At 59.8% G+C, this 23,184-nt stretch carries 18 protein-coding genes; 8 read left to right on the forward strand and 10 right to left on the reverse strand.

The window, feature by feature from the left end; genetic code table 11:
• The first annotated feature begins 98 nt into the window (after positions 1–98).
• Positions 99–1,733: a phosphotransferase gene (locus tag AC0AII_RS06540; protein WP_490446547.1), complete on the forward strand. Its 1,635-nt coding sequence runs from the start codon at positions 99–101 to the stop codon at positions 1,731–1,733.
• An 89-nt stretch (positions 1,734–1,822) separates the two neighbouring features.
• Positions 1,823–2,062 carry a DUF3107 domain-containing protein gene (locus AC0AII_RS06545; protein ID WP_144085453.1) on the forward strand — a complete coding sequence of 80 codons (240 nt, stop codon included), beginning with the start codon at positions 1,823–1,825 and terminating at the stop codon, positions 2,060–2,062.
• A 64-nt stretch (positions 2,063–2,126) separates the two neighbouring features.
• Here the strand turns inward: AC0AII_RS06545 and AC0AII_RS06550 are convergent, their stop codons facing one another.
• The gene (locus tag AC0AII_RS06550) at positions 2,127–3,014 is read right to left on the reverse strand and encodes a PHP domain-containing protein (RefSeq protein WP_490446548.1); all 888 of its coding nucleotides are present in this window, start codon (positions 3,012–3,014) and stop codon (positions 2,127–2,129) included.
• Positions 3,015–3,085: 71 nt separating this feature from the next.
• Between AC0AII_RS06550 and AC0AII_RS06555 the strand changes: the two genes are divergently transcribed.
• Entirely contained in the window at positions 3,086–3,694 is a 609-nt protein-coding gene (locus AC0AII_RS06555) for a vitamin K epoxide reductase family protein (RefSeq protein WP_490446549.1), read from the forward strand.
• Here the strand turns inward: AC0AII_RS06555 and dapF are convergent, their stop codons facing one another.
• Positions 3,695–4,660, reverse strand: a complete 966-nt coding sequence (gene dapF, locus AC0AII_RS06560) for a diaminopimelate epimerase (protein WP_490446550.1) — start codon at positions 4,658–4,660, stop codon at positions 3,695–3,697.
• A gap of 67 nt (positions 4,661–4,727) precedes the next feature.
• Here dapF and murI point away from each other — a divergent pair, with 67 nt between their 5' ends.
• Both murI and AC0AII_RS06570 read left to right on the forward strand, forming a co-directional pair.
• A complete protein-coding gene (gene murI, locus AC0AII_RS06565) occupies positions 4,728–5,513 on the forward strand; it encodes a glutamate racemase (protein WP_490446551.1) in 786 nt (261 codons plus the stop codon).
• Between the two features lie 68 nt (positions 5,514–5,581).
• A complete protein-coding gene (locus AC0AII_RS06570; RefSeq protein WP_490446552.1) occupies positions 5,582–6,433 on the forward strand; it encodes a patatin-like phospholipase family protein in 852 nt (283 codons plus the stop codon).
• A gap of 52 nt (positions 6,434–6,485) precedes the next feature.
• Here AC0AII_RS06570 and AC0AII_RS06575 read toward each other — a convergent pair whose 3' ends face one another.
• Positions 6,486–7,454 (reverse strand): SPFH domain-containing protein, encoded by a 969-nt coding sequence (locus AC0AII_RS06575; protein WP_490446553.1) that lies wholly within the window; start codon positions 7,452–7,454, stop codon positions 6,486–6,488.
• A gap of 166 nt (positions 7,455–7,620) precedes the next feature.
• Here AC0AII_RS06575 and AC0AII_RS06580 point away from each other — a divergent pair, with 166 nt between their 5' ends.
• Entirely contained in the window at positions 7,621–8,568 is a 948-nt protein-coding gene (locus tag AC0AII_RS06580; RefSeq protein ID WP_490446554.1) for an aldo/keto reductase, read from the forward strand.
• 138 nt (positions 8,569–8,706) lie between these two features.
• Here AC0AII_RS06580 and ileS read toward each other — a convergent pair whose 3' ends face one another.
• Positions 8,707–12,051, reverse strand: coding sequence for a mupirocin-resistant isoleucine--tRNA ligase (ileS, locus tag AC0AII_RS06585; protein WP_490446555.1), 3,345 nt, complete (start codon positions 12,049–12,051; stop codon positions 8,707–8,709).
• A 470-nt stretch (positions 12,052–12,521) separates the two neighbouring features.
• Here ileS and AC0AII_RS06590 point away from each other — a divergent pair, with 470 nt between their 5' ends.
• Positions 12,522–13,478, forward strand: coding sequence for a nucleoside hydrolase (locus AC0AII_RS06590; RefSeq protein ID WP_313842144.1), 957 nt, complete (start codon positions 12,522–12,524; stop codon positions 13,476–13,478).
• A gap of 60 nt (positions 13,479–13,538) precedes the next feature.
• Positions 13,539–14,966, forward strand: coding sequence for an MFS transporter (locus AC0AII_RS06595; protein ID WP_490446556.1), 1,428 nt, complete (start codon positions 13,539–13,541; stop codon positions 14,964–14,966).
• Positions 14,967–15,147: 181 nt separating this feature from the next.
• Here the strand turns inward: AC0AII_RS06595 and AC0AII_RS06600 are convergent, their stop codons facing one another.
• From AC0AII_RS06600 to AC0AII_RS06625, 6 genes are all read right to left on the reverse strand, one after another.
• Entirely contained in the window at positions 15,148–16,173 is a 1,026-nt protein-coding gene (locus AC0AII_RS06600) for a LacI family DNA-binding transcriptional regulator (protein WP_490446557.1), read from the reverse strand.
• Positions 16,174–16,523: 350 nt separating this feature from the next.
• Complete coding sequence (gene dcuC, locus AC0AII_RS06605; protein WP_463318733.1) at positions 16,524–17,903, reverse strand: C4-dicarboxylate transporter DcuC; 1,380 nt, start codon at positions 17,901–17,903, stop codon at positions 16,524–16,526.
• Positions 17,904–17,940: 37 nt separating this feature from the next.
• Positions 17,941–18,861: a ribonucleoside hydrolase RihC gene (rihC, locus tag AC0AII_RS06610; RefSeq protein WP_463318732.1), complete on the reverse strand. Its 921-nt coding sequence runs from the start codon at positions 18,859–18,861 to the stop codon at positions 17,941–17,943.
• Positions 18,858–19,325 (reverse strand): GNAT family N-acetyltransferase, encoded by a 468-nt coding sequence (locus AC0AII_RS06615; protein ID WP_490446558.1) that lies wholly within the window; start codon positions 19,323–19,325, stop codon positions 18,858–18,860. The genes rihC and AC0AII_RS06615 overlap by 4 nt, the downstream gene beginning before the upstream one ends.
• A 109-nt stretch (positions 19,326–19,434) precedes the next feature.
• On the reverse strand, positions 19,435–20,709 hold the full coding sequence (locus AC0AII_RS06620; RefSeq protein ID WP_490446559.1) for a glutamate-cysteine ligase family protein: 1,275 nt from the start codon (positions 20,707–20,709) through the stop codon (positions 19,435–19,437).
• A 137-nt stretch (positions 20,710–20,846) separates the two neighbouring features.
• Entirely contained in the window at positions 20,847–23,147 is a 2,301-nt protein-coding gene (locus tag AC0AII_RS06625) for a glycoside hydrolase family 3 N-terminal domain-containing protein (protein ID WP_490446560.1), read from the reverse strand.
• Positions 23,148–23,184: the final 37 nt, after the last annotated feature.

The raw sequence follows: 23,184 nt of genomic DNA on the forward strand, positions 1-23,184 counted from the left end.
CATTGTGTCAAAGGCCGGTACCGGAACCGGCGGCGGCGTGCCCATGTGGTCAAGTGGACAACCATATCCACAACGGTCCTTGTATTATCCTTGAGAATGTGAGTGAACGAACGAAGCTGACCCTGGCCGCCCTGGCGTCGGCCGCCATGCCCGAGGTGCCCATGACCGGCGCGCGGGACTGCGACCAGCTCAGCAGCCTGGACCGTGCGCAGGGCGTGGACTGCGCCGTGGTCCAGGACGCGACCGGCAACGTCTACGACGTCTGGGCCACCAGCTCGGAAGCCGGCAAACGCCGGCTGGCCGCTCGGGTCAAGGCAGCTCAAGCCCTGGCCGATGCCAAGGAGATGGCGGCCATGGGCTTCAAGGTCGAGCACATCCTGGCCTACCAGCCCGGCGAGAAGGCGGACAGTCCGACCGGCACCACCGCTGTTGCCGTCATGACTCATTGCCCAGGCCGAATCCGTCCCCTCCATCTGCTGACCATGAACGAATGCACCGCCGCAGGCACCGCCATCGGCGCCATCCACCGGGTGCGCCCTGATTTTCTGAAAACCCACGGCTATCCGGCCTTCTCCACCGCCCAGATCGCGGCCCAGCTGCGAGGATGGATCAAGCGGCTGCGCATGGATGGCCACGTGCCCAAGGAAATCACTGATTCCTGGGCCTCCATCGTGGCAACCGACGGGCTCTGGTCCTTTGAAACCTGCACCGTACACGGAGGCTTCTCCGACGGCGATTTGCTTTACGCGGGCTCCGGGCTCAGCGGGGTCTACGGCTGGCAGGACATGCAGGTCAACGATCCTGCCCGTGACCTGGCCTGGATCTTCGCCAAGCTGGACGGGTCCCGCCGCAACGCCGTCATCGCAGCCTACGGCAGGATGATGGGGGCCCGGCTGGACGACCTGATCATGCTCAGGGCCAACCTCTGGCTACAGATGGAGCAGGTGGGCGACTTCATCACCGCCCTGGATCATGCGGACAACGAACGGATCATCCAATTCAAGGCCCAGGTGGAGCGTCTGGCCCAGCAGCTGGGTGATCATCAGCAGGGCCAGCGCGCCCGCCGGCAGCAGCAGACTCCAAGCCCCTCACCCGCTGGCGCACCCTCCACCATCACCGTGGGCACCCTGTTGGGCGACGACAATGCCGAGAATCCGGCCTCAGCGCAGGGCCCCGCCGCGGCAGATGCAACTGCCCCGTCCAAGGAACCTTCCTTTGAACCCTCGGATGAAAGCTCGGCCACCATCGCCATCAGCAGGGCAGAAATGGCTGACCTGGCTCAGACCCAGACCGCCATGGACCATTCCGATGCCAGGAATAAGCCCATCAGACAGGCCCAGAGCACAGACATCGGCACCGACGATCAATCCAAGCCACCAGCTGTTACCCCTACTCCCCGAGAGGAGCAGTCAGGCCTGAGCGATCACTTCCGCGGCATCGGCAACCCAGCCACTAGCGACGAGGATGCGGATGGCGAGGCGAATCCGAAGGACGCAATGGGCGACCCGGCCGCAGACAACCAGTCCTCGAACCCCGCTCAGTCAGGAGAGGCCGCTTCCCAGCCGCATGATGCCTCGTCAGCTCAAGCCCTCGCCAGCGATCAGGCTGAGACCGTCGTCATTCCCAGAAAGCCCCTGCCCGAGCAGACCCCGACGCTCACTGCAGACGGACAGACCTCGGCATCGCCGTCGGAACCCGGGTCTGCGCAAGAGGAGCATCAGGGAGACGCTTAGAGCGTAATCACCCGGGCCAGCGAATAATGAGACTGGAAGATCCGTGAACCGGCCGGTCTAGGCGACGGAGAACAACCTTGGAGGTAGCAATGGATATCGAATTCGGCATCAAAAATGTGGCCCGCACGGTCAACTTCAGCACCAATGCCAAGGCGGATGAGGTGGCTGCCCACATCGCCCAGGCCCTGAACGAGGGCGGACCCATCGATCTGGTGGACGACAAGGGCCGACACATCATCGTTCCCAAGGAGTCCCTGGGCTACGCAGTGGTCGGTTCAGACACCACCCATCCGGTCGGCTTCGGTGTCCTGGGAGGCTCCGCCGACTGAGACTGTGATCGCCTGACGGGGGCGGCTGGATCCTTGTGGTCCGACCGCCCCCGATCCGTATCCGCTAACCCTTCCAGGCCACCGGACGGCTCCCCCGGGCCCTGTCCACGATTTGGGCCACCACCTCGCCACTGGTGCTGTTCTCCCCCATGCGATTGGGCTTACCTTGGCCGTGCCAGTCCGATCCTCCGGTCACCAGCAGCCCCCAACGCTGGGCCAGGGCCAAGAGCCGTCGACGCTGCTCAGGCGGATTGTCCCGATGCCAGACCTCCAGTCCGCCCAGTCCCTCTCTGGCCAGCGTGGCAATCTGTTGGTCGGAGAGCAGGACGGGATTGCGGCTGACCGCACCAGGATGGGCGACGACCAGGACACCGCCTGCGTGGTTGACGGCCGCCAGCACCTGGTGGGTGGTCGGCGAGGGCGTAGGCAGGTAGTAGACGCTCCTGGAGGAGCAGACCCCGGCGAAGGCCTGGCTCCGGTCGGCATAGACACCGGCCTTGACCAGGGCATCGGCGATATGCGGGCGGCCCACCGTGGTCTTCGACCCCTCCTTGACCTGATCCAGCACATCCTGCCAGGTGATCGGATAATCCCGGGAGATCCGCTCGACCATGGTTCTGGTCCTGGTCAGCCTGGCCTCCCTGGTCTTGGCGAAAAGCCCGGCGATGACTGGATCCTTGGGATCGTAGAGGTAGGCCAGCATGTGAACCGAGACGCGGCCGTCCTGCGCAGTGATTTCGGTGCCCGGCAGCAGGGGCATTCCCAGGGACTGGGCCGCCCGACGGGCCTCATCCCAGCCCGCATTGGTGTCATGGTCGGTGATGGCCAGACCCTCCAGTCCCAGCTGCTGCGCCTGCTCGACCATCCCCCGGGGCGTCACGGTGCCGTCGGAGAACACGGTGTGGCAGTGCAGGTCCCAGCCGGAGACCGTGCCAGTATCCTCATGCGTCATGCCTCCATCCTAAACTCGTGAACGCGTTCCCGTCTCAGAGAACCCTCCCGACCATTGAGGTGATGGACCCCATGAGCGAACCGACCTCGTCAGCCCCTTCCAGCTATCTGATCGCCGCCCTGACCTCGTTTGCGGCGCTCTACGCCAGCCTGGTCCTGTCAGCGGAAACCCTTCAGCTGGCGCGTCACCCCCAGGGCCAGCTCAGCTGTGACATCAACTCGGTGGTCTCCTGCTCAGCCGTGGCCCAGTCCCCCCAGGCCGAACTGATCCGCCTTGGGACCCTGCCGATCCCCAATGCCTTCCTGGGGCTGATCGCCGAGGCCGTCTTCCTGACGCTGGCCGTAGTGGGCCTGTGCCGAATCAAGATGCCTGCGCTGCTGGCGGCAGGGACCTGGCTGGCCTCGCTTGCCGCTCTGGCCTACGCGCTCTGGCTGTTCACCCAGTCGCTCTTCGTCATCCACGCCCTCTGCCCCTGGTGCCTGGTCATGACCTTCGCCACCAGTCTGCAATTCATGGCCTTCAGCCACGCCACGGTCATCCAGCAGGGTCTGCCGCGCAAGAGGTCGGGATGGCTGCAGACATACTATCAGCGGCACTTCGATCTGATGATCGACCTGGTCTGGCTGGTCGCCCTGGCCACTATCGTCCTGGCTGTGGAAGGATCCGCCCTCTTCGGCTGATCAGCAGTCTGGCACATGCTCCAGGGTCAGACGGGCGACCATTCCGGCCGGTCCAGTCAGCCACACATCCTGAGAATCCACGTCCACCTGCAGACGGCCCCCGCCCACCTGGATGGTCCAATGGTCGACCCCGGTCAGGGCTCGCAAGAGCACGCCGCTGGCGCACAGACCGGTCCCGCAGGACAGGGTCTCGCCCACGCCACGTTCATAGACCCTCATGGTGGCCCGACCGCTGCCGTTGTCGGCATCCAGGGCATCCAGACGCAGGAATTCCACATTCTGCCCCTCAGCCAGCCCAGGCCTGACCCTCGGCGGGGCCGACAGGTCCAGATCGCCCGGATCGGGCAGATCAGTCCTAGCCAGCAGATCAGTCACGGTCCCGGGCAGCTCGCTAGACTCCAATTCGGCAGCGACTGCAGTCAGAACGACTGCATGAGGATTGCCCATATCCACCATGGTGCCAGGAGCCGAGCCTCCTAGGGCGCCGCCGTCGACCAGCTGCTGCCCCACCGGACCCATCCGCCAGGCCCCGACCTTGACCTTGAACACATGCTCGCCGTCGCACTTCATCGGACTGCGCGAGACGATCCGCTTGACCCCGGCCCGGGTCCCCAGCAGGAAGGAGGCACCTTCCATAGTCGGCGTCAGCCCCTGCTTCTGGGCGAAGAGGGTGACAGCCCGGGTCCCGTTGCCGCACATCTGAGCCAGTGATCCGTCCGCGTTGCGGTAGTCCATGAACCACTGGCAGCCGAAACGGTCGCAGGCATCCACTTGCTCCTGGTTCAGGTCGCTGACATCGGCCGGGTGGGTCAGCCGGATGACCCCGTCGGCCCCGACCCCGAAATGACGGTCGCACAGCCAGCGCACCTGGTCGGCCGTAGGCTCCAGATCCCCCCGGGGATCGGCGTAGACCACGAAATCGTTGCCGGTGGCTTGCATTTTGTAAACAGTCCGGGGAATACTCATGCTTGTAGCGTACGGCCCTTCGGCGACAGGCTAGGGTGGTTCTTCGGCTGCGAAAGGAGCGGATCAGATGACATCAGATGCACCGATCGGGATCTTCGACTCCGGACTCGGCGGTCTGAGCGTCACCGCAGCCATCCGCAACCTCCTTCCTCAAGAAAACCTGCTCTACTTTGGCGACTCCGCCTACGCCCCCTATGGCATCAAGAAGCCGGTCCAGATCACCCAGCGCTGCCAGGTCATTGGCGACCGGTTCATGGACCAGGGCGTCAAGGCCATGGTCATCGCCTGCAACACCGCCACCAGCGTCTGCGTGGATGACATGCGCCGACGCTACCCGGTCCCGGTCATCGGCATGGAGCCGGCCCTGAAGCTGGCTTGCACACGTGGCGGAGGCCGACCCCAACGCGTACTGGTCACGGCCACCCCGCTGACCTTGAAGGAGGCCAAGTTCTCACGCCTGATGGCACGGTTCTCCGGCAGGCACACCATCCTGACCCAGCCCTGCCCAGACCTGGTGACCATTGTGGAGTCTGACAGGCTGAACGACCAGGCCCTGGTCGACGCCACCCTGCACCGCTATTTGGACCCCTATGATCTGCAGACCCTGGATGCCCTGGTCCTGGGCTGCACCCACTTCGTCTTCTTCCGACAATCCATCGCTCGCATCTGCCCGCCGGGCCTGGCACTGGTCGACGGCAACCCTGGAACGGCCCGCCGCCTCAAGGATCTGCTGACCCAAGCCGATGCCCTCAACCCGGGCCCGGGCCCCGGCAGCGTACAGATCGCCAACTCTGATTCCTCACCAGCCATGCTGGATCTGTCCAAGCGGCTGCTGGCCTCCTGCCGCCCCTGAACAGCTTGTCCTACGTTCACGCATAAGCTGTCATCAAGCGCGGATACTTGTCAGGAAACGAGGTGCCCATGGCACGCAAAAGAACAGCCGTCATCGACGTAGGCGGCGGCTACCGGTCCATCTTCGGCGCCGGTGTCTTCGACCGCTGCATGGAGCAGGGCATCACCTTCGATCACTGCTACGGGGTCTCGGCCGGCAGCGCCAATCTGGCCTCATTCCTGTCGGGCCAGCTCAGACGCTGCTACCGCTTCTACACCGTCTACTCCTCCCGCAAGGAGTACGCGAGCGTGAGCAACTTCCTGACCAAGCACACCTTCGTCGACCTGGACTACGTCTATGGCAAACTGTCGGCCCACGACGGGGAATGCCCGCTGGATTACCAGACTCTGAAGGCCAATCCGGCCCTGTTCACCGTAGTCGCCTGCAAGGCCACTGACGGATCCACCGTCTACTTTGACAAGTCCGACCTGGCCCAAGACAACTATGACATCCTCAAGGCCTCATCCACCGTGCCGGTGGCCAACAAGCCCTACATGATCGATGGGGTGCCCTATCTGGACGGCGGCATCGCCGACCCGGTCCCGGTCCGCAAGGCCATGGACGAGGGCTACGAGCGCATCGTCCTGGTCCTGACCCGCCAGAGGGATATTCTGCGCGAACAGAAGAAGGATGTCCTGCCGGCACGGATCCTGGCCAGGTCATATCCGGCGGCCGGCGAGCGCCTGATGGAGCGCTACCGCACCTACAACGACGAGGTGGCCCTGGCCAAGCAGGCCGAGGAGAAGGGCCAAGTGCTTATCCTGGCCCCGGACAGCCTGTGTGGGCTGACCACGCTGAGCAAGTCGCTCAAGGGACTCAACGCCATGTACGACAAGGGCTATCGGGCCGCCGAGGCCATAGCCGACTTCCTGAAAAGCTGAAACCCGACCCCGCAGGATCTGCCATGCGGAAATTGCTTCTTAGGACACGGCCTTACAAAGCCGGCGTCCCGACCCCGCCCTCTGCGCCGGCGCTCCTGCGGCCGTGGCGGGGATCCGCACTCCCCTGGGTGCTCTGAGCGGTCATCAGCGCTGCGGTCATCTGGTTGAAGAGCTCGTTGTAGCCGCCGGGGGTAGCCGACGGCAGAACCAGGGTCTTGGCATTGTCGGACTCGGCCAACGAGCGCATCACATCCAGATATTGGTTGAAGAGCACCACATTGTTGACGGCATCGATATCCATGCCCACGGCCCGCAGGCTGTTGATCTGATCCACAATGCCGTTGGCGATCTCCCGCCGGTAGTTGGCCTGGCCCTCGCCCTGCATTCTGGTCTTCTCGGCATCGGCCCTGGCCTGGGTCTCGATCTCGATCCGACGGGCTTCGGCGCGCTCCCTGGTGGCTTCCTTCTCGCGCTGGGCTGCATTGATGGAGTCCATGGCCTGCTTGACCTGGGCAGAAGGGTCGATAGCCGTGACCAGGGTCTTGATGACCGAGAACCCGAAGCGCTGCATCTCCTGGCCCACGGTCTGCTGCACATCGGAGGCGATATCGTCCTTGCGGGCGAAGGCGTCGTCCAGGCTCAGGGCGGGAATGGCCGACCTGAGGGCGTCCTCCATATAGGAGCGCAGCTGGCCCGCCGGGTCGACCAGCTCGTAGTAGGCCGTCGATACGTTGGCCGCCTCCACCCGGAACTGGGTGGAGACCTCCACAGTGACGAAGACGTTGTCCTTGGTCTTGGTCTCCAGCTTGACGTTCAGCTGGTTGACCCGCAGATTGGTCTTGGCGGCTATCCGGTCCACCAGGGGGATCTTGGCGTGGATGCCCGCCAGCGCCACCCGATGGTACTTGCCGAAGCGCTCGATGACGTCCGCCTGCTGCTGGGGCACCACGAAAATCCCCAGGAGGAAGATAATCAGCGCCAGGACCAGCACGGCGATCACAATGGCGATGCCCAGATGCATGAGTGTTCTCCTTCGAGCTTAAAACCCTTGGGGCCGGACCTGAAAACCCCACCATTCCGGTCTTTCCTCTCATCACCATACATGATGGACTCGTCTGAACAATCGGTTCGGGCGCTCAAGCCGTAATAGACTCGGCTTTACGAGCCTTCAACCCGAAAGGATGAATATGGCAAAACTACGCGGCATTGACGCCGAAATCTTCCCCCTGGTCCTGGGCGGCAACACCTTCGGATGGACCAGCGACGAATCTGTGTCTGACCAGGTCCTGGACGCCTACACGGAAGCCGGGGGCAACCTGATCGATACAGCTGACGTCTACTCGGCCTGGGCCCCAGGCCACTCCGGCGGCGAGTCCGAGATCGTCCTGGGCCGCTGGCTGGCCAAGAACGGCAACCGCAACAAGGTCCTGGTGGCTACCAAGGTCAGCCAGCACCCCCAATACTCCGGTCTTTCAGCCAAGAACATCGAGGCCGCTGCCGACGCCTCCCTGCTCAGGCTAGGCCTGGATGCGATCGACCTCTATTATGCCCACTTCGACGACAGCTCCACCCCCCTGGAGGAGACTGCGGCAGCCTTCGACAAGCTGGTCAAGGAGGGCAAGGTTCGGGCCATCGGCCTGTCCAACTACACCCCGGACCGAATCCGCGAATGGTTCAGCATTGCACGCAAGGAGGGCCTGACCCTGCCGGTGGCCCTGGAGCCCCAGTACAACCTGGTCTACCGCACGGACTATGAGAATGGCCTCATGCAGGTCGCCAAGGACGAGGATCTGGCGGTCTTCCCTTACTTCTCGCTGGCCTCGGGCTTCCTGACGGGCAAGTACCGGACCATGGACGACCTCAAGGGCAAGCAGCGCGAGGGCATGGTCAAGGACTTCTTCACTCAGGAGGGTCTGGATGTGGTCGCTGCCATGGACGGCATCGCCAAGGCCCATGGGGTCGAACTGGCCACCGTGGCCTTGGCCTGGCTCAACCATAGGCCCGGGATTGCAGCCCCTATCGCTTCTGCACGCACCCCCGAGCAGCTGCCGGCCCTTCTGGCCGCTGCCCATCTGAAACTGAGCGACCAGGATATGCAGACCTTGAACCAGGTCAGCGACAAGGTCAAGGGCTGATCAGCAAGCAGCCGGTACTCCATCGCGGTTGCCGGCAGCACGGCCAAGCGTGGCGCAGACGAGCACCGAGCCAGGCAGAGCTTATGGCAAAGGGCTTCCATCCGATACAGGATGGAAGCCCTTTGTATGCAACGATGATCAGGCTTTGACCAGGTCGACCTGTGGCTGGTCCACATCGCCAGCGTTGACGGTCAGGCTGGTGGCCAGGGTCTCGCCTGTGATCAGGTCGCTGAACTGCTGGGCCTTGGGGGCATCCTCCCCGGGCAGGGTCAGGGTCAGCCGGATACGGTCGGCGATGTCCAGACCGGCGGTCTTCCGGGCATCCTGAACCTGGCGGATCAGATCCCTGGCATAGCCCTCGGCCAGGAGGTCGTCGTCCAGCTGGGTGTCGAGTATGACGAAGCCTCCGGTGGGCAGGGCTGCAGAGGCCGAGCAGTCGGCCCGGGAGCCATCCTCCTGCTCGATCCGGTTGTCCAACTCGTATTCACCGGGTTCCAGGGCCACCGGACCATCGGGGGTAGTGACGACCACATGGCCGTCCTGCTCTGACCAGTCGCCCTGCTTGGAGGCCCGGATGACGAACTGGACCTGCTTGCCCAACCGGGGTCCGGCCGCACGGGCATTGACCTTGAGATCGTGGATGATTCGCAGACCATGCTGGCCGGCCTGATCCAGGGTGCAGAACTCCACATCCTTGATGTTCAGCTCGGCCTTGAGCACGGCCACATAGGGGCGGGCCGCATCGGGGTCACGAACCACCACGGTCAGCCGGGACAGGGGCTGACGGACGCGGATCTGCTCGGCCTTGCGCAGGGCCAGGGTGGCCGAAACCACCTCGCGGACCTTCTCCATGGCAACTACCAGGGCAGGATCGTCACGCAGCACCTGTCCCAGTTCGGTTTCCTGACCGGTGGCCTCATCGGCCAGGAAGGGCCAATCGGCCAGATGGACCGACTCACCGCCGGTCAGGCCCCGCCAGATCTGCTCGGCCTCCATGGGCGCCAGGGGGGCCAGAACGCGGGCGAAGGCCTCCAGAACCGTGTAGAGGGTGTCGAAGGCCTGGTGATCCTCGCTCCAGAAGCGGTCGCGATTGTTGCGGATGTACCAGTTGGTCAGCACATCGATGAAGTCGGTCACCGCATCGCAGGCCTCGGAGATGGCGAAGTCGTCCAGGGCCTTCTGCACCGATTGGATCAGCCGACGGGTGCGTGCCAGCAGGAAGCGGTCCATCTCCGGCAGGCTCGCCACCCGGTCCGGCGTCAGCGCCTGGGCCTGGTAGCCGGCGCCCTTATTGGCCGCGTTGGCGTAGAGCGTGTAGAAGTAGTAGGAGCTCCAGACCGGCAGCATGACCTGGCGGACCGTGTCACGGATGCCATCGGCGGTGACGACCAGGTTGCCGCCGCGCAGGATGGAAGAGCTCATCAGGAACCAGCGCATGGCATCGGATCCGTACTTGTCGAAGACCTCGTTCACATCCGGATAGTTGCGCAAGTGCTTGCTCATCTTCTGGCCGTCGGAGCCTAGGACGATGCCGTGGCAGATCACATTCTTGAAGGCCGGGCGGTCGAAGAGGGCCGTGGACATGATGTGCATGGTATAGAACCAGCCACGGGTCTGGCCGATGTACTCCACCACGAAATCGCAGGGATCCCTGTCCTCAAAATACTGCTTGTTCTCGAAGGGGTAGTGGAACTGGGCGAAGGGCATGGAGCCCGACTCGAACCAGCAGTCCAGCACATCGGTGATCCTGTGCATGGTGGACTTGCCGGTGGGGTCGTCGGGGTTGGGCCTGGTCAGCTGGTCGATCCAGGGCCGATGCATGTTGATCTGCCCCTTGTCATCGGTCGGATAGCGACCGAAGTCCCGCTTGAGCTCATCCAGGGATCCATAGACATCCACCCGGGGGTGCTTGGGATCGTCCGAGACCCAGACCGGAATGGGCGAGCCCCAGAACCTGTTGCGGGAGATGGACCAGTCGCGGGCGTTGGCCAGCCACTTGCCGAACTGGCCGTCCTTGACGTTTCCGGGGATCCAGTTGATCTGCTGGTTGAGTTCCAGCAGACGATCCTTGATCTTGGTCACGGAGACGAACCAGCTGGAGACCGGCTTGTAGATCAGCGGGGTGCCGCAACGCCAGCAGTGGGGGTAGGAGTGGACATAGCTCTTCTCCTGGAAGAGGAGGGCCCGATGCTCGGCCGGGATCTGTGCCAGGGGGCCGTCGCCGGCTCGCAGGTTGCGGACGATGGGCATGTTGGCCTCGAAGGCCTGCAGGCCCTGGTAGTCCGGGCACTGCTCGGTGAAGACGGCCCCGGCATCGAGCACGTCCACGCTGCGGATGCCCTTGGCGTTCAGGGTGTTCATATCGTCCTCGCCATAGGGAGCCTGGTGGACCAGGCCGGTGCCCTCCACCGTGTCGACGTAGTCGGCCGTGTAGATGGTATAGGCATTGGGACCAGGAGTGCCACCCTCGGATTCGGCCTGCTCTCCGGCGAAGTAGGGGAAGACCGGCCAGTACCGCCAACCTTCCATCTGGGACCCCTTGAGGGTGCGGACCACCTGGTAGTCCTCCCCCAGCTGCTTGGCGTAATCGCCCAAGCGGGCCGTGGCGATGTAGAAGCGCTTGCCGGCGAAGGGCCCCGACACTGGACTGACCTCCGAGTACTCGATGTCAGCGCCGACCACGATGGCCAGGTTGGTGGGGACGGTCCAGGGGGTGGTGGTCCAGAAGACCGCATAGGCGTCCTCGTCCCTGAGCTTGACGGCCACGGAGACGGTGGTGTCCTGCCGGTCCTGGTAGACATCGGCATCCATGCGCAGCTCATGGTTGGACAGCGGGGTCTGGTCCTTCCAGCAGTAGGGCAGCACCCGGTAGCCCTCGTAGGCCAGGCCCTTCTCGTAGAGGGTCTTGAAGGCCCACATGACCGACTCCATGTAGGAGACGTCCAGGGTCTTGTAGCCGTGGTCGAAGTCCACCCAGCGGGCCTGCCGGTGGACGTAGTCCTTCCACTCGCTGGTGTACTTGAGCACCGAGGCGCGGCAGGCGTCATTGAACTTCTCGATGCCCATCTGTTCGATCTGATCCACGCTGTCGATGCCGAGCTCGCGCTGTGCTTCCAGCTCGGCAGGCAGGCCGTGGGTGTCCCAGCCGAAGACCCTCTTGACCTTGTGGCCCTTCATGGTCTGGTAGCGGGGAATGACATCCTTGACGTAGCCGGTCAGCAGGTGCCCATAGTGGGGCAGGCCGTTGGCGAAGGGCGGGCCGTCGAAGAAGACGAACTCATTGTCGGCATGATCGCCGGACGGACGACGATCCACTGACTTGTTGAAAGTGTCGTCATGGTCCCAGTAGTCCAGAACGGACTCCTCCATATGAGGGAAGGAAGGATTGGGCGTCACCTTGGCCAGAGCCGGGTCCACCACCGCCTTGGGATAGACTTCGCCATCCCGTTTTGTCGCATCTGAGGTATCAGTGGTCTGATTCACCGTTCACGCTCCTCGCTGGTCGTTCATGTCGCCATGTCGAGGACGAGGGACCCATGGGGCCCACCGCGGTACCACCTCGCTTGCCCGGCAATGACCCACGCCGGACCGCTTGAACTGGGCTGTGCGGGCCCACCCGTCGGTTCTACTGAGGATCGCCGCAAGCGAGCCCGTTCTTCCGAGGGCTCCCCGCTGATGACGGATCAAGGCCCATTGCTTGTTAAGAATACACCACCCATCTACCATTTCTTCCCGCTCATTCACCTTGCGGAAACACCTATGAAGATCTGTTGCTCCTCACCTCTTTCACCCAGAAATTTGACAAGTTAAATCCAGTTTGATAATTTATTCACCACAGAGACGATAAAAGGTTTTATCTTCTTTGTTTTAAAGAATGCAAGTGAGGCAAAGATGCTTAGAGGGAGCGCAGATGCTTTGTATTCACTCATTGCTGCTATTGGAAAGGCTAACAATTGAGGAAGTTCATACTCGATCTTGATACCGGAATTGATGACACCCTTGCCATCGCCTACGCTCTTGGAAGCCCAGAGGTAGAACTGATCGGTATTACAGCAACCTACGGCAACGTAACCATGAGCCAAGGAATCCGCAACGACCTGGCTATCACCGATTTATTTGGTCATGCAGAAGTCCCTGTTTACGCTGGTCTACCCCATGCAACCAACAAGAACACCTTCGAGGTCTTGGAGGGATCACGGCTGATCCATGGTAAAAATGGAATCGGCGATGTAACAATACCTGATTCGCCTCGCTGCCAAGAAGCATCATCAGCGATCGACTTTATTATCAATTCAGCTCATAAGTACGGCAAAGATCTGACTTATGTAGCTACGGGACCACTGACCAATATCGCCGCGGCCGTGAAACAGGACCCTTCCATCAAGGAAATCATGGGAGGAATCGTGATCATGGGAGGCGCACTGACGGTTACAGGCAATGTGGCGCCATGGCGTGAAGCCAACATATCTCAAGATCCCGAAGCAGCTAATGCACTGTTCACATCCGGAGCCCAATGCACCATGGTGGGTCTTGACGTTACCTTGCAAACTTTGCTGACGACAAATGAAACCAAGCAATGGCGAGCGCTGGGAACCCCTGCCGCCGCTTTTCTTAGCGACATGACGGATTACTACATCCACGCCTATGAGCTTACGTCTCCGGGCTTGGGAGGTTGCGGTTTACATGATCCCCTGGCCGTGGCAGTAGCCGTTGATCCCACATTGGTCAAGACCTTGGGTGTCAACTTGAAAGTTGAGACTGACGGAGCCACTAGAGGAAGAACTATTGGAGACAAGAATAGACTCAACGATGCCACCAAGACCACCCAAGTGGCCATCAAGGTAGATGTGGAGCGTTTCCTGCATGAATTCATGACCAGAACCTCCCTAGTTGTCTCTGACCAGCAATGAAGCCAGACACCGGTAAACCTATTAATCGATATAGATAATAAAGAGAGAATAAGAGCAATCATGTCAGACAGCACGACTGCAGCCAAAAACGGCTCACCATCACAGAGTTCCTCTCAACAGGCGGAAATAACAAGCGACATGGCTGTCAAAGCCTTAATTCCGCTGCTCATCACTTTCGTCCTGGGTACTTTATGCCTACAAGGATTCAATCTGGTCTTCCAGGAAATTGGAGAAAGCGTTGGAGCACCAGGGCAAGCCTCCTTGATAACAGCGATTCCCAGTATTGTTCTCGGTATCGTATGCTTCATCTACGGCTCTCTGGGAGATTTCGTCTCACTCAAAAAATTGGTAGTTGTAGGCATTACCTTGCTGGTATTCGGTTCAGTTCTTGGATTTGTAGCCAACTACTATTTCACTGCTAATATATGGACGGTCATTGTAGCTCGAGCTATCCAGACGGCTGGCGAGCAGGTGGCCGGCTCCGTTTATTTGGTTGTGGCAACAAAATATCTTAAGGATTCTCTTAAGGTCATATTTTTTGGGATCTTTACCGCTGGATATCAGATCTCGGCAGCCATCGGCGTCTTCGCTGCGGGCTTCTTAACTTCGATTCATTGGCAGTATCTATTCCTGATTCCGGCCGTGACTGTACTCTTCCTACCCCTTCTTCTTAAGAATCTTCCAAATAAAACTGGAAACGGTGAAAAAGTCGATGTGGTCGGCTTCACGATCTTCGGCCTGGCCACAGCTTTCATTACCCTCTTCTTCTCCTACAAGAGCTGGTGGATGCTTGCTGCTTCTGCTACTCTTTTCATCGTTTTCGCAGTATACATCCACAAGGCAAGCAATCCCTTCGTAACTCCGGCTTTCTTCCGCAACAAACGCTGGTTGATGGCAATATCTCTGCTTCTGCTTTTCTATCTGCCCAACTATTCCTTCTCCCCGCTCTTTAACGGAATAAGCACCAAGGTGTTCCACCTGACCACTTCACAGGTATCACTGCACATCGTCTGGGCTTTCGTCGTAGGGGCCACTGTAGGAATCTGCTCAGGGTGGATCGTTGGCAAGATCGGTCGTCGGGCCGCAATCATCACTGCGGGCTGCATGAAAATACTCGGCTTTGTTCTTGCCGTCTTCTGCGTCAACTTAGGACCGATTGCTTTGACCATTGCAGGCTGCATTTATTACGGTGGAGGCGGTTTCCTCTACTCGCCGCTGGTCTCAACAGTTCTTGGCACCCTGTCTAAGGATGAGTCTGGACGCGGCGTAGGCATGAACGACCTGGCTATGAACGTCTCCAGTTCCATTGGTATCGCCATCATAGGCGGTCTGATGAGTTCCCCAACCCTCTCCACAGGTAGCATCAACGGAACTACGGGATTCGCCGCCAATTATTCCAACCTCTTCCTGATTGATGCAGGCATGATTGTCGTTGGTCTTCTTATCTACTTCGCTTTCAACAAGAAGATTTATGGCGAGAGCAAGTAACAAACAATACGTTCTTGACCACAATTTGTTCGACTTGTGAGCCCCATGAACTACCAACCGGTGCCGATAAGCATATCGGCACCGGTTTCATTGAATATTTAGCATCCCTAGAATGGGAAAAAGATATTGTCCAGTTAGTGAGTGGGCCGAAGCAAGACATGAATCACTTTTCAAATTCCATTCAGTCATGTGAGGCCGAGGCTGGAGCCGGCCCTACCGATTCGCGATGAATGAAAATGGTGGGAATACTCACCATAGCGCCCATACCACTTACTCCATTCCTTATCAGTTCGAGTAGCATCTCCACTCCTCTGCGCCCCATTTTCTCGGCCTGCTGGGAGATAATCGAAATTCTGGGCGTCATAAGATTGAAGACATCAATGTCATCAAAAGAAATAAGCGACATGCAGGAACCTATTTTGATCCCACGATCATGGAAAATGCCCAAACAGCTGATAGCATCAGGCGAATACCCGAAAATGAGTGCAGTGGCTCCAAATTCTTCAATCCGGTTCAGTTCCATTTCCAGCGATCCGTTCTTGCCGTCGCTGGACAGAATCAGAGAACCCGACTTTCCGAAGAACTGAGGGCTTAACTTTTTAAATGCTTCCGCACGTTCATTCAAGCTAAAGGACTTCAGGGATGGATGAGCAAGATAAGCGATTTTCCTATGTCCGTCGGCATAAAGGGCATGCATCGCCTCCACCAGACCTGGCCTTGGATCTGAAACCACATATGGAATTGTGTCCATACCGGGCACACGACGATCTACGAAGACCGTGGGAATATTGCGCTTTACCAGAGCCTTCAAACCTGCGGATTCTACTCCTTGTGGAATAATAATTAACCCATCAAATCTCTGTCCTAAAATATTGGTGATGAATGAGTCCTGACGTTCCACGCTTTCGGCAGAAGTACCGATAAGTGTGTTGAAGCCTTCTTCGTAGAGAATATTCTCCATGGAACTGACCAGATCTGCGAAATATCTGTTTCGCAAATCAGGTACCAGCAAACCGACCATCTTAGAATCAGACATACGGATGGCCTGGGCCCTTGAGTCAGGAATATATCCCAAAGCGTCAACCGTGTTCATGACCAATTTTTTGGTTTTCTTGGAAAATCGGCCTTTTCCGTGCAAGATCTGCGAGACGGTCGCGATGGATACGCCTGCCTTTTGTGCCACATCGCGAATAGTCACAAATCCCATAAAGACTCTTTCTGAATTGACCAAGTGTGTAACAGTTTAAGCATAACCCGGAGTCCTTGTTGAATGTCATATGAGCACGACAGCAGCCGAGAATCACTCATCGGTTTTATCAAAAGTACACCGGCACTGTGCATTCTGTATTTAGGGTAAGCGTCCTGATACCTCCAAGGGATCCTAAACACAATCCACGTCTTCTTATGGACACAAATACAGTTACGCCAGTCGTCACTTCTGTAAATCAATATGAATAAAACAGTCTGAATAAGTGGGTTATGCCAAAATCGACTAAAGGCCTCCCAAGATCGACTGCATCGACACAAGGGAGGCCTTGGCTTGGTTTACAACAGTAATCAGTAGGGTAGCAGGAAGACCGACAAGACCAATACACTGATGATGCCCACGATGCTGGGCACGCTGGTCCGCTTGAGCACCTTGGTGGGCTCCACCTTGATGCTGGCCGCCACGATCATAATAACTGCCGCAACCGGGGATATGCCGCGGGCCAGGTTGGCGATCAGCTGCATGGGCATGGCGATAAGGATGCCGTTGACGCCTGCGGCAGCAGCGATTCCGGGCACCAGGGCGATGACCGCGTAGAACATGGCCAGACCGCCACCGGACAGGAAGCCGAACAGGCAGGTGGCCAGGGCGAAGATCAGAGCCACGGTCAGGCCAGCTCCGGTGGAACCCTCCACCGAGTGGGTCAGGGCATCAATCAGCCCCAGCTTCTGAACACCGGTGGTGAAGAGGGAGCCGCCGCAGACCAGGATGACCACCTGGCTGAAGCCACGACCCATACCGGCGAACATCTCGACGACCGATCCCTGGATCTTTTTGAAGGAGCGGTGCCTGACGGCCTCGATGATGACCGCAATGAAGAAGGAGATGAAGGTCAGCACCACGATATCCATGGTCAGACCCTTGATGAACATGGCCGCGATACCGATGACCAGGATCAGAATGAGGGGCAGCAGGGGCAGGAAAGCGTAGTATCCGGGAATCCCTGTTGTGTCACGCACAGCTTTCGCATCGTGCTCGACCGAGTCGGCGACGCCCGTGCTCTCCTCGTGACGATCGCACCACTTCTGCCAGATATAGTGGGCCAAGGCCATAATCAGTAGGGAAGGAATGGCGATCTTGGCGTTGTTGCCAACATATTCAATCAGATCGAACTTAAGTGTCTTGGCGGCGATAACATTATCAGCACCCAGAGGAGTGGGCATGATTGTAGCTGTGCAGGCAATCACACCCGCAGCCGTCAGTGAGGAAAGGCCCATGCCTACCAGCACTGGGTAAAGGATGGACATGAGGATGATAGCCAGACTGGATGCACTGGGAATAACAAGAGACATAACATTACCCAGCAGGAAAACCGCCGGCACGATGAGTGCCTTGTGCTTGATGTGACGCAGAGGCTTGACCATGTAGTTAACGGCGACCTGGTTGGCCCCGATGGTGTTCATGTAGGCCGAGTAGCCGAACAGGACCATGATGACCAGACCTGCAGCCTTGAGCTGGTCCAAAATAGTGTCCTTGAACACCATGAACACATCGAAGAGGCCAAAACCGGTCCCCTTGCCCGGGGCATACAGAGGATGTCCCAGTGCCCAGGCACCCAGGAGGAGGACCAGGCCCCCGATAATCAGGGTCAGGGCCGGATTGTATTTCTTGATGATTAGGTACCCGATCGCCACCAAGACGACCAGAACCAGAATGATTTCCGCAATCACCTTGTAATTCTCTCTTTCTTGATCTTGGTCCTTGTAATCAAATGCACTTGCTCATACCGTCCAGGAACCATGCCCGGAATCCCTCGGAATCTACATCGACAGCCACGGAAGCGTTGGCTGTGCGCTTCCGATAGCCCTTCAGGTCAACGACTGTGCAGCCACGGGTTGGACCTTGCCCTAGCTCCACCTCAACAGAGGTCTCGGCGAACTCGAAGAGCTCGGGGGCCAGGATGCATGCGACCGCGCAGGGATCGTACATCTTCAGACCTGTGGCAAAACTTCCTCCGCGGTACTTCTTGAATAGGTCGTGGGTCATTGTGCCCACCTTCCCCATCGCGGGCAGCTGAGCACTGTCCTCGGGCATGACCAGAGCCTTAAGACCGACATCCAAACCTGCCATAACGATGGGGATTCCCGCCCCGAATACAATGGCTGCAGCCTCCGGATCTGTGGCCACATTGAACTCGGACATAACACCGCGGTTGCCGCGGGCTGTGGAGCCGCCCATCATAGCGATTCGTCCGATTCCCTTGGTGACCTCGGGGTACACTTTGAGCAGGAGGGCGATATTTGTCAACGGTCCGATAGTCACCAGGGTGATTGGTTCGGACGAATCCATGATTTCCCTGTGCATGGCCTCGATTGCGTTTTCCTTCAGCAACAGAGAACGATCAGGCTCTGGGAAGTCAAAGCCCTCCATTCCCGTCTTTCCATGTATATCGCTAGCATCCACGAAAGGTTCCAGCAGAGGCGCAGGTGCCCCCTGGGCTACTGGGACGCGGCGCTCAAAATACGTCAACAGCCGCAGAGCGTTCGGTGTCGTCTTGTCCAAGCCGACATTGCCGGCCACTGTGGTGATCAATCGCACATCCAGCTGAGGCGAAAATAGCGCCAGGGCAATGGCGACGGCATCGTCAATTCCTGGATCAGTATCGATAATGACTGGTGTTGGATTCATGATTCCTGCTCCTTTGATTTGCTTCCAGTTGACAATTGCGACCGATAGGTACCATCCAGAAAGCGGACCATCCCGCTTCCTAGTTCCGGACCAGGCCGCCGAATAAAGCCATATTCCTCGTAGAAGCCTTCCTTGCCGGGAGTGGCCATAAGCCCCACGTAAGCATGCTCGCAAGCGTCTTGGCTGATTCGATCAAGTAAAGCCTGAAGAACAGCACTGCCAACACCCTGATGACGATAATGAGGCAGCACCACAAGATCCTTGATGAAGAAGGCTATACGTCCATCGGCAACGACACGGCCAATACCAGCTGGTTCACCATCCGCCTCGGCCACAACCGAGCAATAACCGCCAGATAGAGCGGCTCTTACGTCAACTGATGAATAAGGGTGAAAACCAGCCGTCGAACGTACACGTTCGTATAATTCCGGTGTCAGCGCATCATACCGAATGACAACCTCCATTGGAATCCCTCCGCTGCGAGTGACCAGTATTGCTATAACGTTTTATCAACCAGCATGAGTTTAACCCGACAGCAAAGTTTTGTCCAATTCAGCGAGCTTGCACGAAATATTAGCTTTGGAGGCGACCGGGATGGCGCGGGTCACCCGGCAGATCATCCAGAGTGTCCTGGGCGCCGAGCGCCTGTCGCCAGAAGTCCAGGGAGCGGCCATAGGGGCTGGCCTGGCCGCCGCGAACCTGCAGGTCGGCCTTGGCCAGGAGCACATCCCCCTCGCTTACGCCATCCAAGAAGCCGAGGAGTCTGGCGAATCTATCAGAGTCATAGAAAATGCCGCCGATAACGTCCATAAGTCGGCTGGCCCGTTCCATGGGAAGGGAATCCCAGTGCCTGAGCTCGATGTAGTTCTTCAGACGGACATCATTGAAGTGCGTGGTCAGGATGTGCGCTATCTCGGCATCGTTGAGCCGGCGGTCAGGATAGATCTCCCCGGCGTTTTCACACCAGGCAATGAAGACCTGCTGCCCCTGTGGCCCGTCTACCTCAGGGGTGTGGGAGACATCGGCCACCATGAGCGGTGTGGAGAGCATGTCCACGGCATAGTCCTCCCAGCCGAAGCCATCCTCGAACAGCCCCGGAATCAGGCCTGTGCGCTGGGTGTCGAGCCAATCCCAGATCCGCTGGCGTCGCAGGGGCATGCGGTTGGGCTTCCCCTCAAAGATTGGAGTGTTGCGGAAGAAGTAGGCCACAATAGGCCCGATGGCCGTGCCCAGACGGATCTTGGCGATGGCATCATCCTCGTCCTGGTAGTCGATGCTGATCTGGGTGGAGGCGGTGCTGCGCATCATCATGGGCCCGCACTGGCCGATGCGACCCAGGTAGGTGTTCATGACCGCATAACGTTCCTTGGGATTGACGCCCACATCCGCATAGGATCCAGCCGGACGGTAACCGTACTCGACCAGACGGAATCCCAGTCGCTCGGCGATGGGGTCGACCTCGGTACGGAAGCGACGGTAGAGTTCCTCGAATTCCTGGCTGTCCCGCACCACACCTAGGGAGCACTCCACCTGGCTCCCGGGCTCCAGGGAGACCACGCAACCCGGCCTACTCAGCCCGACCAGGTGACCATCCTCCCGGTATTCTGCATCGCCGTCATAGCAGGGCTCCAAGGCAGACAGCAGGGCCTCGATGCCCCGCTCCCCCTCATAGGGAACCGGGGCATCGGAACCATCATTGCGCACCGGCAGATGCTCGATCTCAATACCGAACCGCCACTGGGACCGTGGTTTGGATCCGCGTGTGAAGTAGTCAACCAGGCTGGCCACATGCCGAGGATTGGGGACCGTCAACAGGTGCGCATACCCAGCGCCTACGCTTTTCCTCATGCTGTCATGGTAAGAGCGGCCGAGGGCCATGGGCAACCAACACGCGAGGAGTTCCACAACAAGGTATCGGTCAGTCGACCGGCGGCAATCCAGAACAACCGAAACCTAAAGCAACCGCAACCCGGTCGATTTCAGGCTCAGCCCACGGTCACCGTCACGGCCTGCAGGTCTTCCCTGCGCGAGGAGGATCCCACCAGCACCTGGAACTGACCGGGCTCGACCCTGCGGTTGCAGTCGGCATCAACCAGGGTCCACTCAGACACCGGTAGATCAAAAACCACCTTCCGGGTCTGCCCTGGATCCAGCTGAATCCTTTGGAAGGCCTTGAGCTCGCGGTCGGCCCAGCTGACGGAGGTCACCAGGTCGCTGATGTAGGCCTGGACGACCTCGGTGCCTGGGCGCTGGCCGGTGTTGGTGAGGTCCACAGTCACCCTGACCCTGTCTTCAGGGCCGACGGCATCCGATCCGTCGATCTGGGGCTTTCCGTAGGCAAAGGTGGTGTAGCCCTTCCCCTGGCCGAAGGCGAAGGCCGGCTCTTGGGTCAGGTCGGCATAGCGGTCACCATGCTGGCCTCTGATCTGGTTGTAGTAGACCGGGAGCTGGCCGGCATGCCTGGGGAAAGTGATGGGCAGCCTGCCTGTGGGCTCAACCTTGCCGGTGAGAATCCTGGCCAGGGCACGGCCGCCCTGCATGCCCGGGTCGGGCTGCCAGATCAGAGCCCTGGCCGACTGTGCGGACGGGGGCAGGATCAGCGGCTTGGAAGACATGAGCACGATGACCATGGGCTTGCCCGTCTGCGCCAGGGCATCCAGCAGATCGCGCTGAGGACCATAGAGTTCCAGGGTGGCAGTCGAACGGCCCTCGCCCACCAGCTGGACCACGTCGCCGACCACGGCAACCACCAGGTCGCTTTGCCTGGCCAGGTCCACTGCCCTATCGAAGCGGTCCTGATCGATCCTGGCCGGGGCCGCCACCTTGGGTCTGGGCTGGCCATCGGGGAAGAACGGACCCGCCGGGTCGTCGACCAGACGGAGCACATCGACGCCCTGCTCGCAGTCGAGCCGCCAGTTTGCAGGCAGCTCCTGGCGCAGACCGTCGGCCACTGTCGAGATCATCTCCCGAGGCTGGTCCTTGATCCAGTCGCACTGACCCGAACCGCCAGCCCAGTCCCCCAGCTGGTTCTGGGCATCGTCAATCAGCGGACCCACCAGGGCGATGCTATGCGCTGAATCATCGCCAGGGCGGCCATCGGCATCAACCCCGCCGAACAGAGGCAGGATGCCGTCGTTCTTCAAAAGGACCGCCGACTCCTGGGCCACCTGGAGGTTGAGCTCATGGTGCTCCTTAGAGTTGATGATCGCCTTCTGGGCTTGGGGGTCGGGCAGACGCGGATCCTCGAAGAGCCCCATGCGGAATTTCAGGGCCAGGATGTGCTTGACCGCCCGATCAAGGTCCTCCTCGTGCAGAAGCCCGGCATCCAGTGCATCCAAGGCCCCCTGGTAGAAGCCGGGCGTGGTCATGATCAGGTCGTTGCCGGCCTTGACGGCGGCTGCAGCGGCCCTGGCGTAGTCGGGCTGCACCTTCTGCTCCCAGACCATCCGGCCCACATTGTCCCAGTCGGTGATCAGGGTGCCCTGGTAGCCCCACTCCCCTCGAAGCATGTCGTTGAGCAGCCAGTTGTTGATGGTGACCGGGACCCCGTCGATGGACTCGTAGCCCAGCATAAAGGTGGCCACGCCCTCCTTGGCCAGGCGCTCGAAGGGCGGCAGGAACCAGGAGAGCAGCTTACGGTGCGAGAGGTCGGCCTCGGAGGCATCGCGCCCCCCCTGGGTCTCGGAGTAGCCGGCGAAGTGCTTAGCCGTGGCCAGCACAGCATCCTTGGGCAGGGTCCCGGTCATGGCTGATCCGCCCTGGTAGCCGCGCACCATGGCCGACGCCATTTCGCCGATCAGGAAGGGATCCTCGCCGAAGGTCTCATCCACCCGACCCCAGCGGGTGTCCCTGGCGATGCAAAGCACCGGGGAGAAGGTCCAATGGATGCCTGTTGCGGCAACCTCCTGGGCCGTAGCCCGTCCCATCCGCTGAACCAATTCCGGGTCGAAGGAGGCCGCCATGCCCAGCTGCTCGGGAAAGATGGTGGCCCCGCGGAAGAAGGAATGGCCGTGGATGCAGTCGTCGCCGATCAGCAGGGGGATGCCCAGTCGTGTGCGATGAACGGCCTTGTCAGCCTTGATCATGTTCTGCGGAGAGACATGCAGCAGGGATCCAGCATGCTGGTCCATCACCTCCTTGTCCACTCCCGAGCGGGCATCCAGCTGCATCATCTGGCCCACCTTCTCCTCACGGGTCATTCGGCCCAGCAGGTCGGCCACCCGCTCATCCACACTCAGGTCGGGATTGCGGTAGGGTAGGTCCCCTATCAACTTGCTTGATGCCATCTGGGCACCTTCCTTTCTTCATATCCGGTCAGTCCGA

The sequence above is a fragment of the Bifidobacterium sp. VU/mBH4 (B4) genome, from assembly GCF_058199535.1.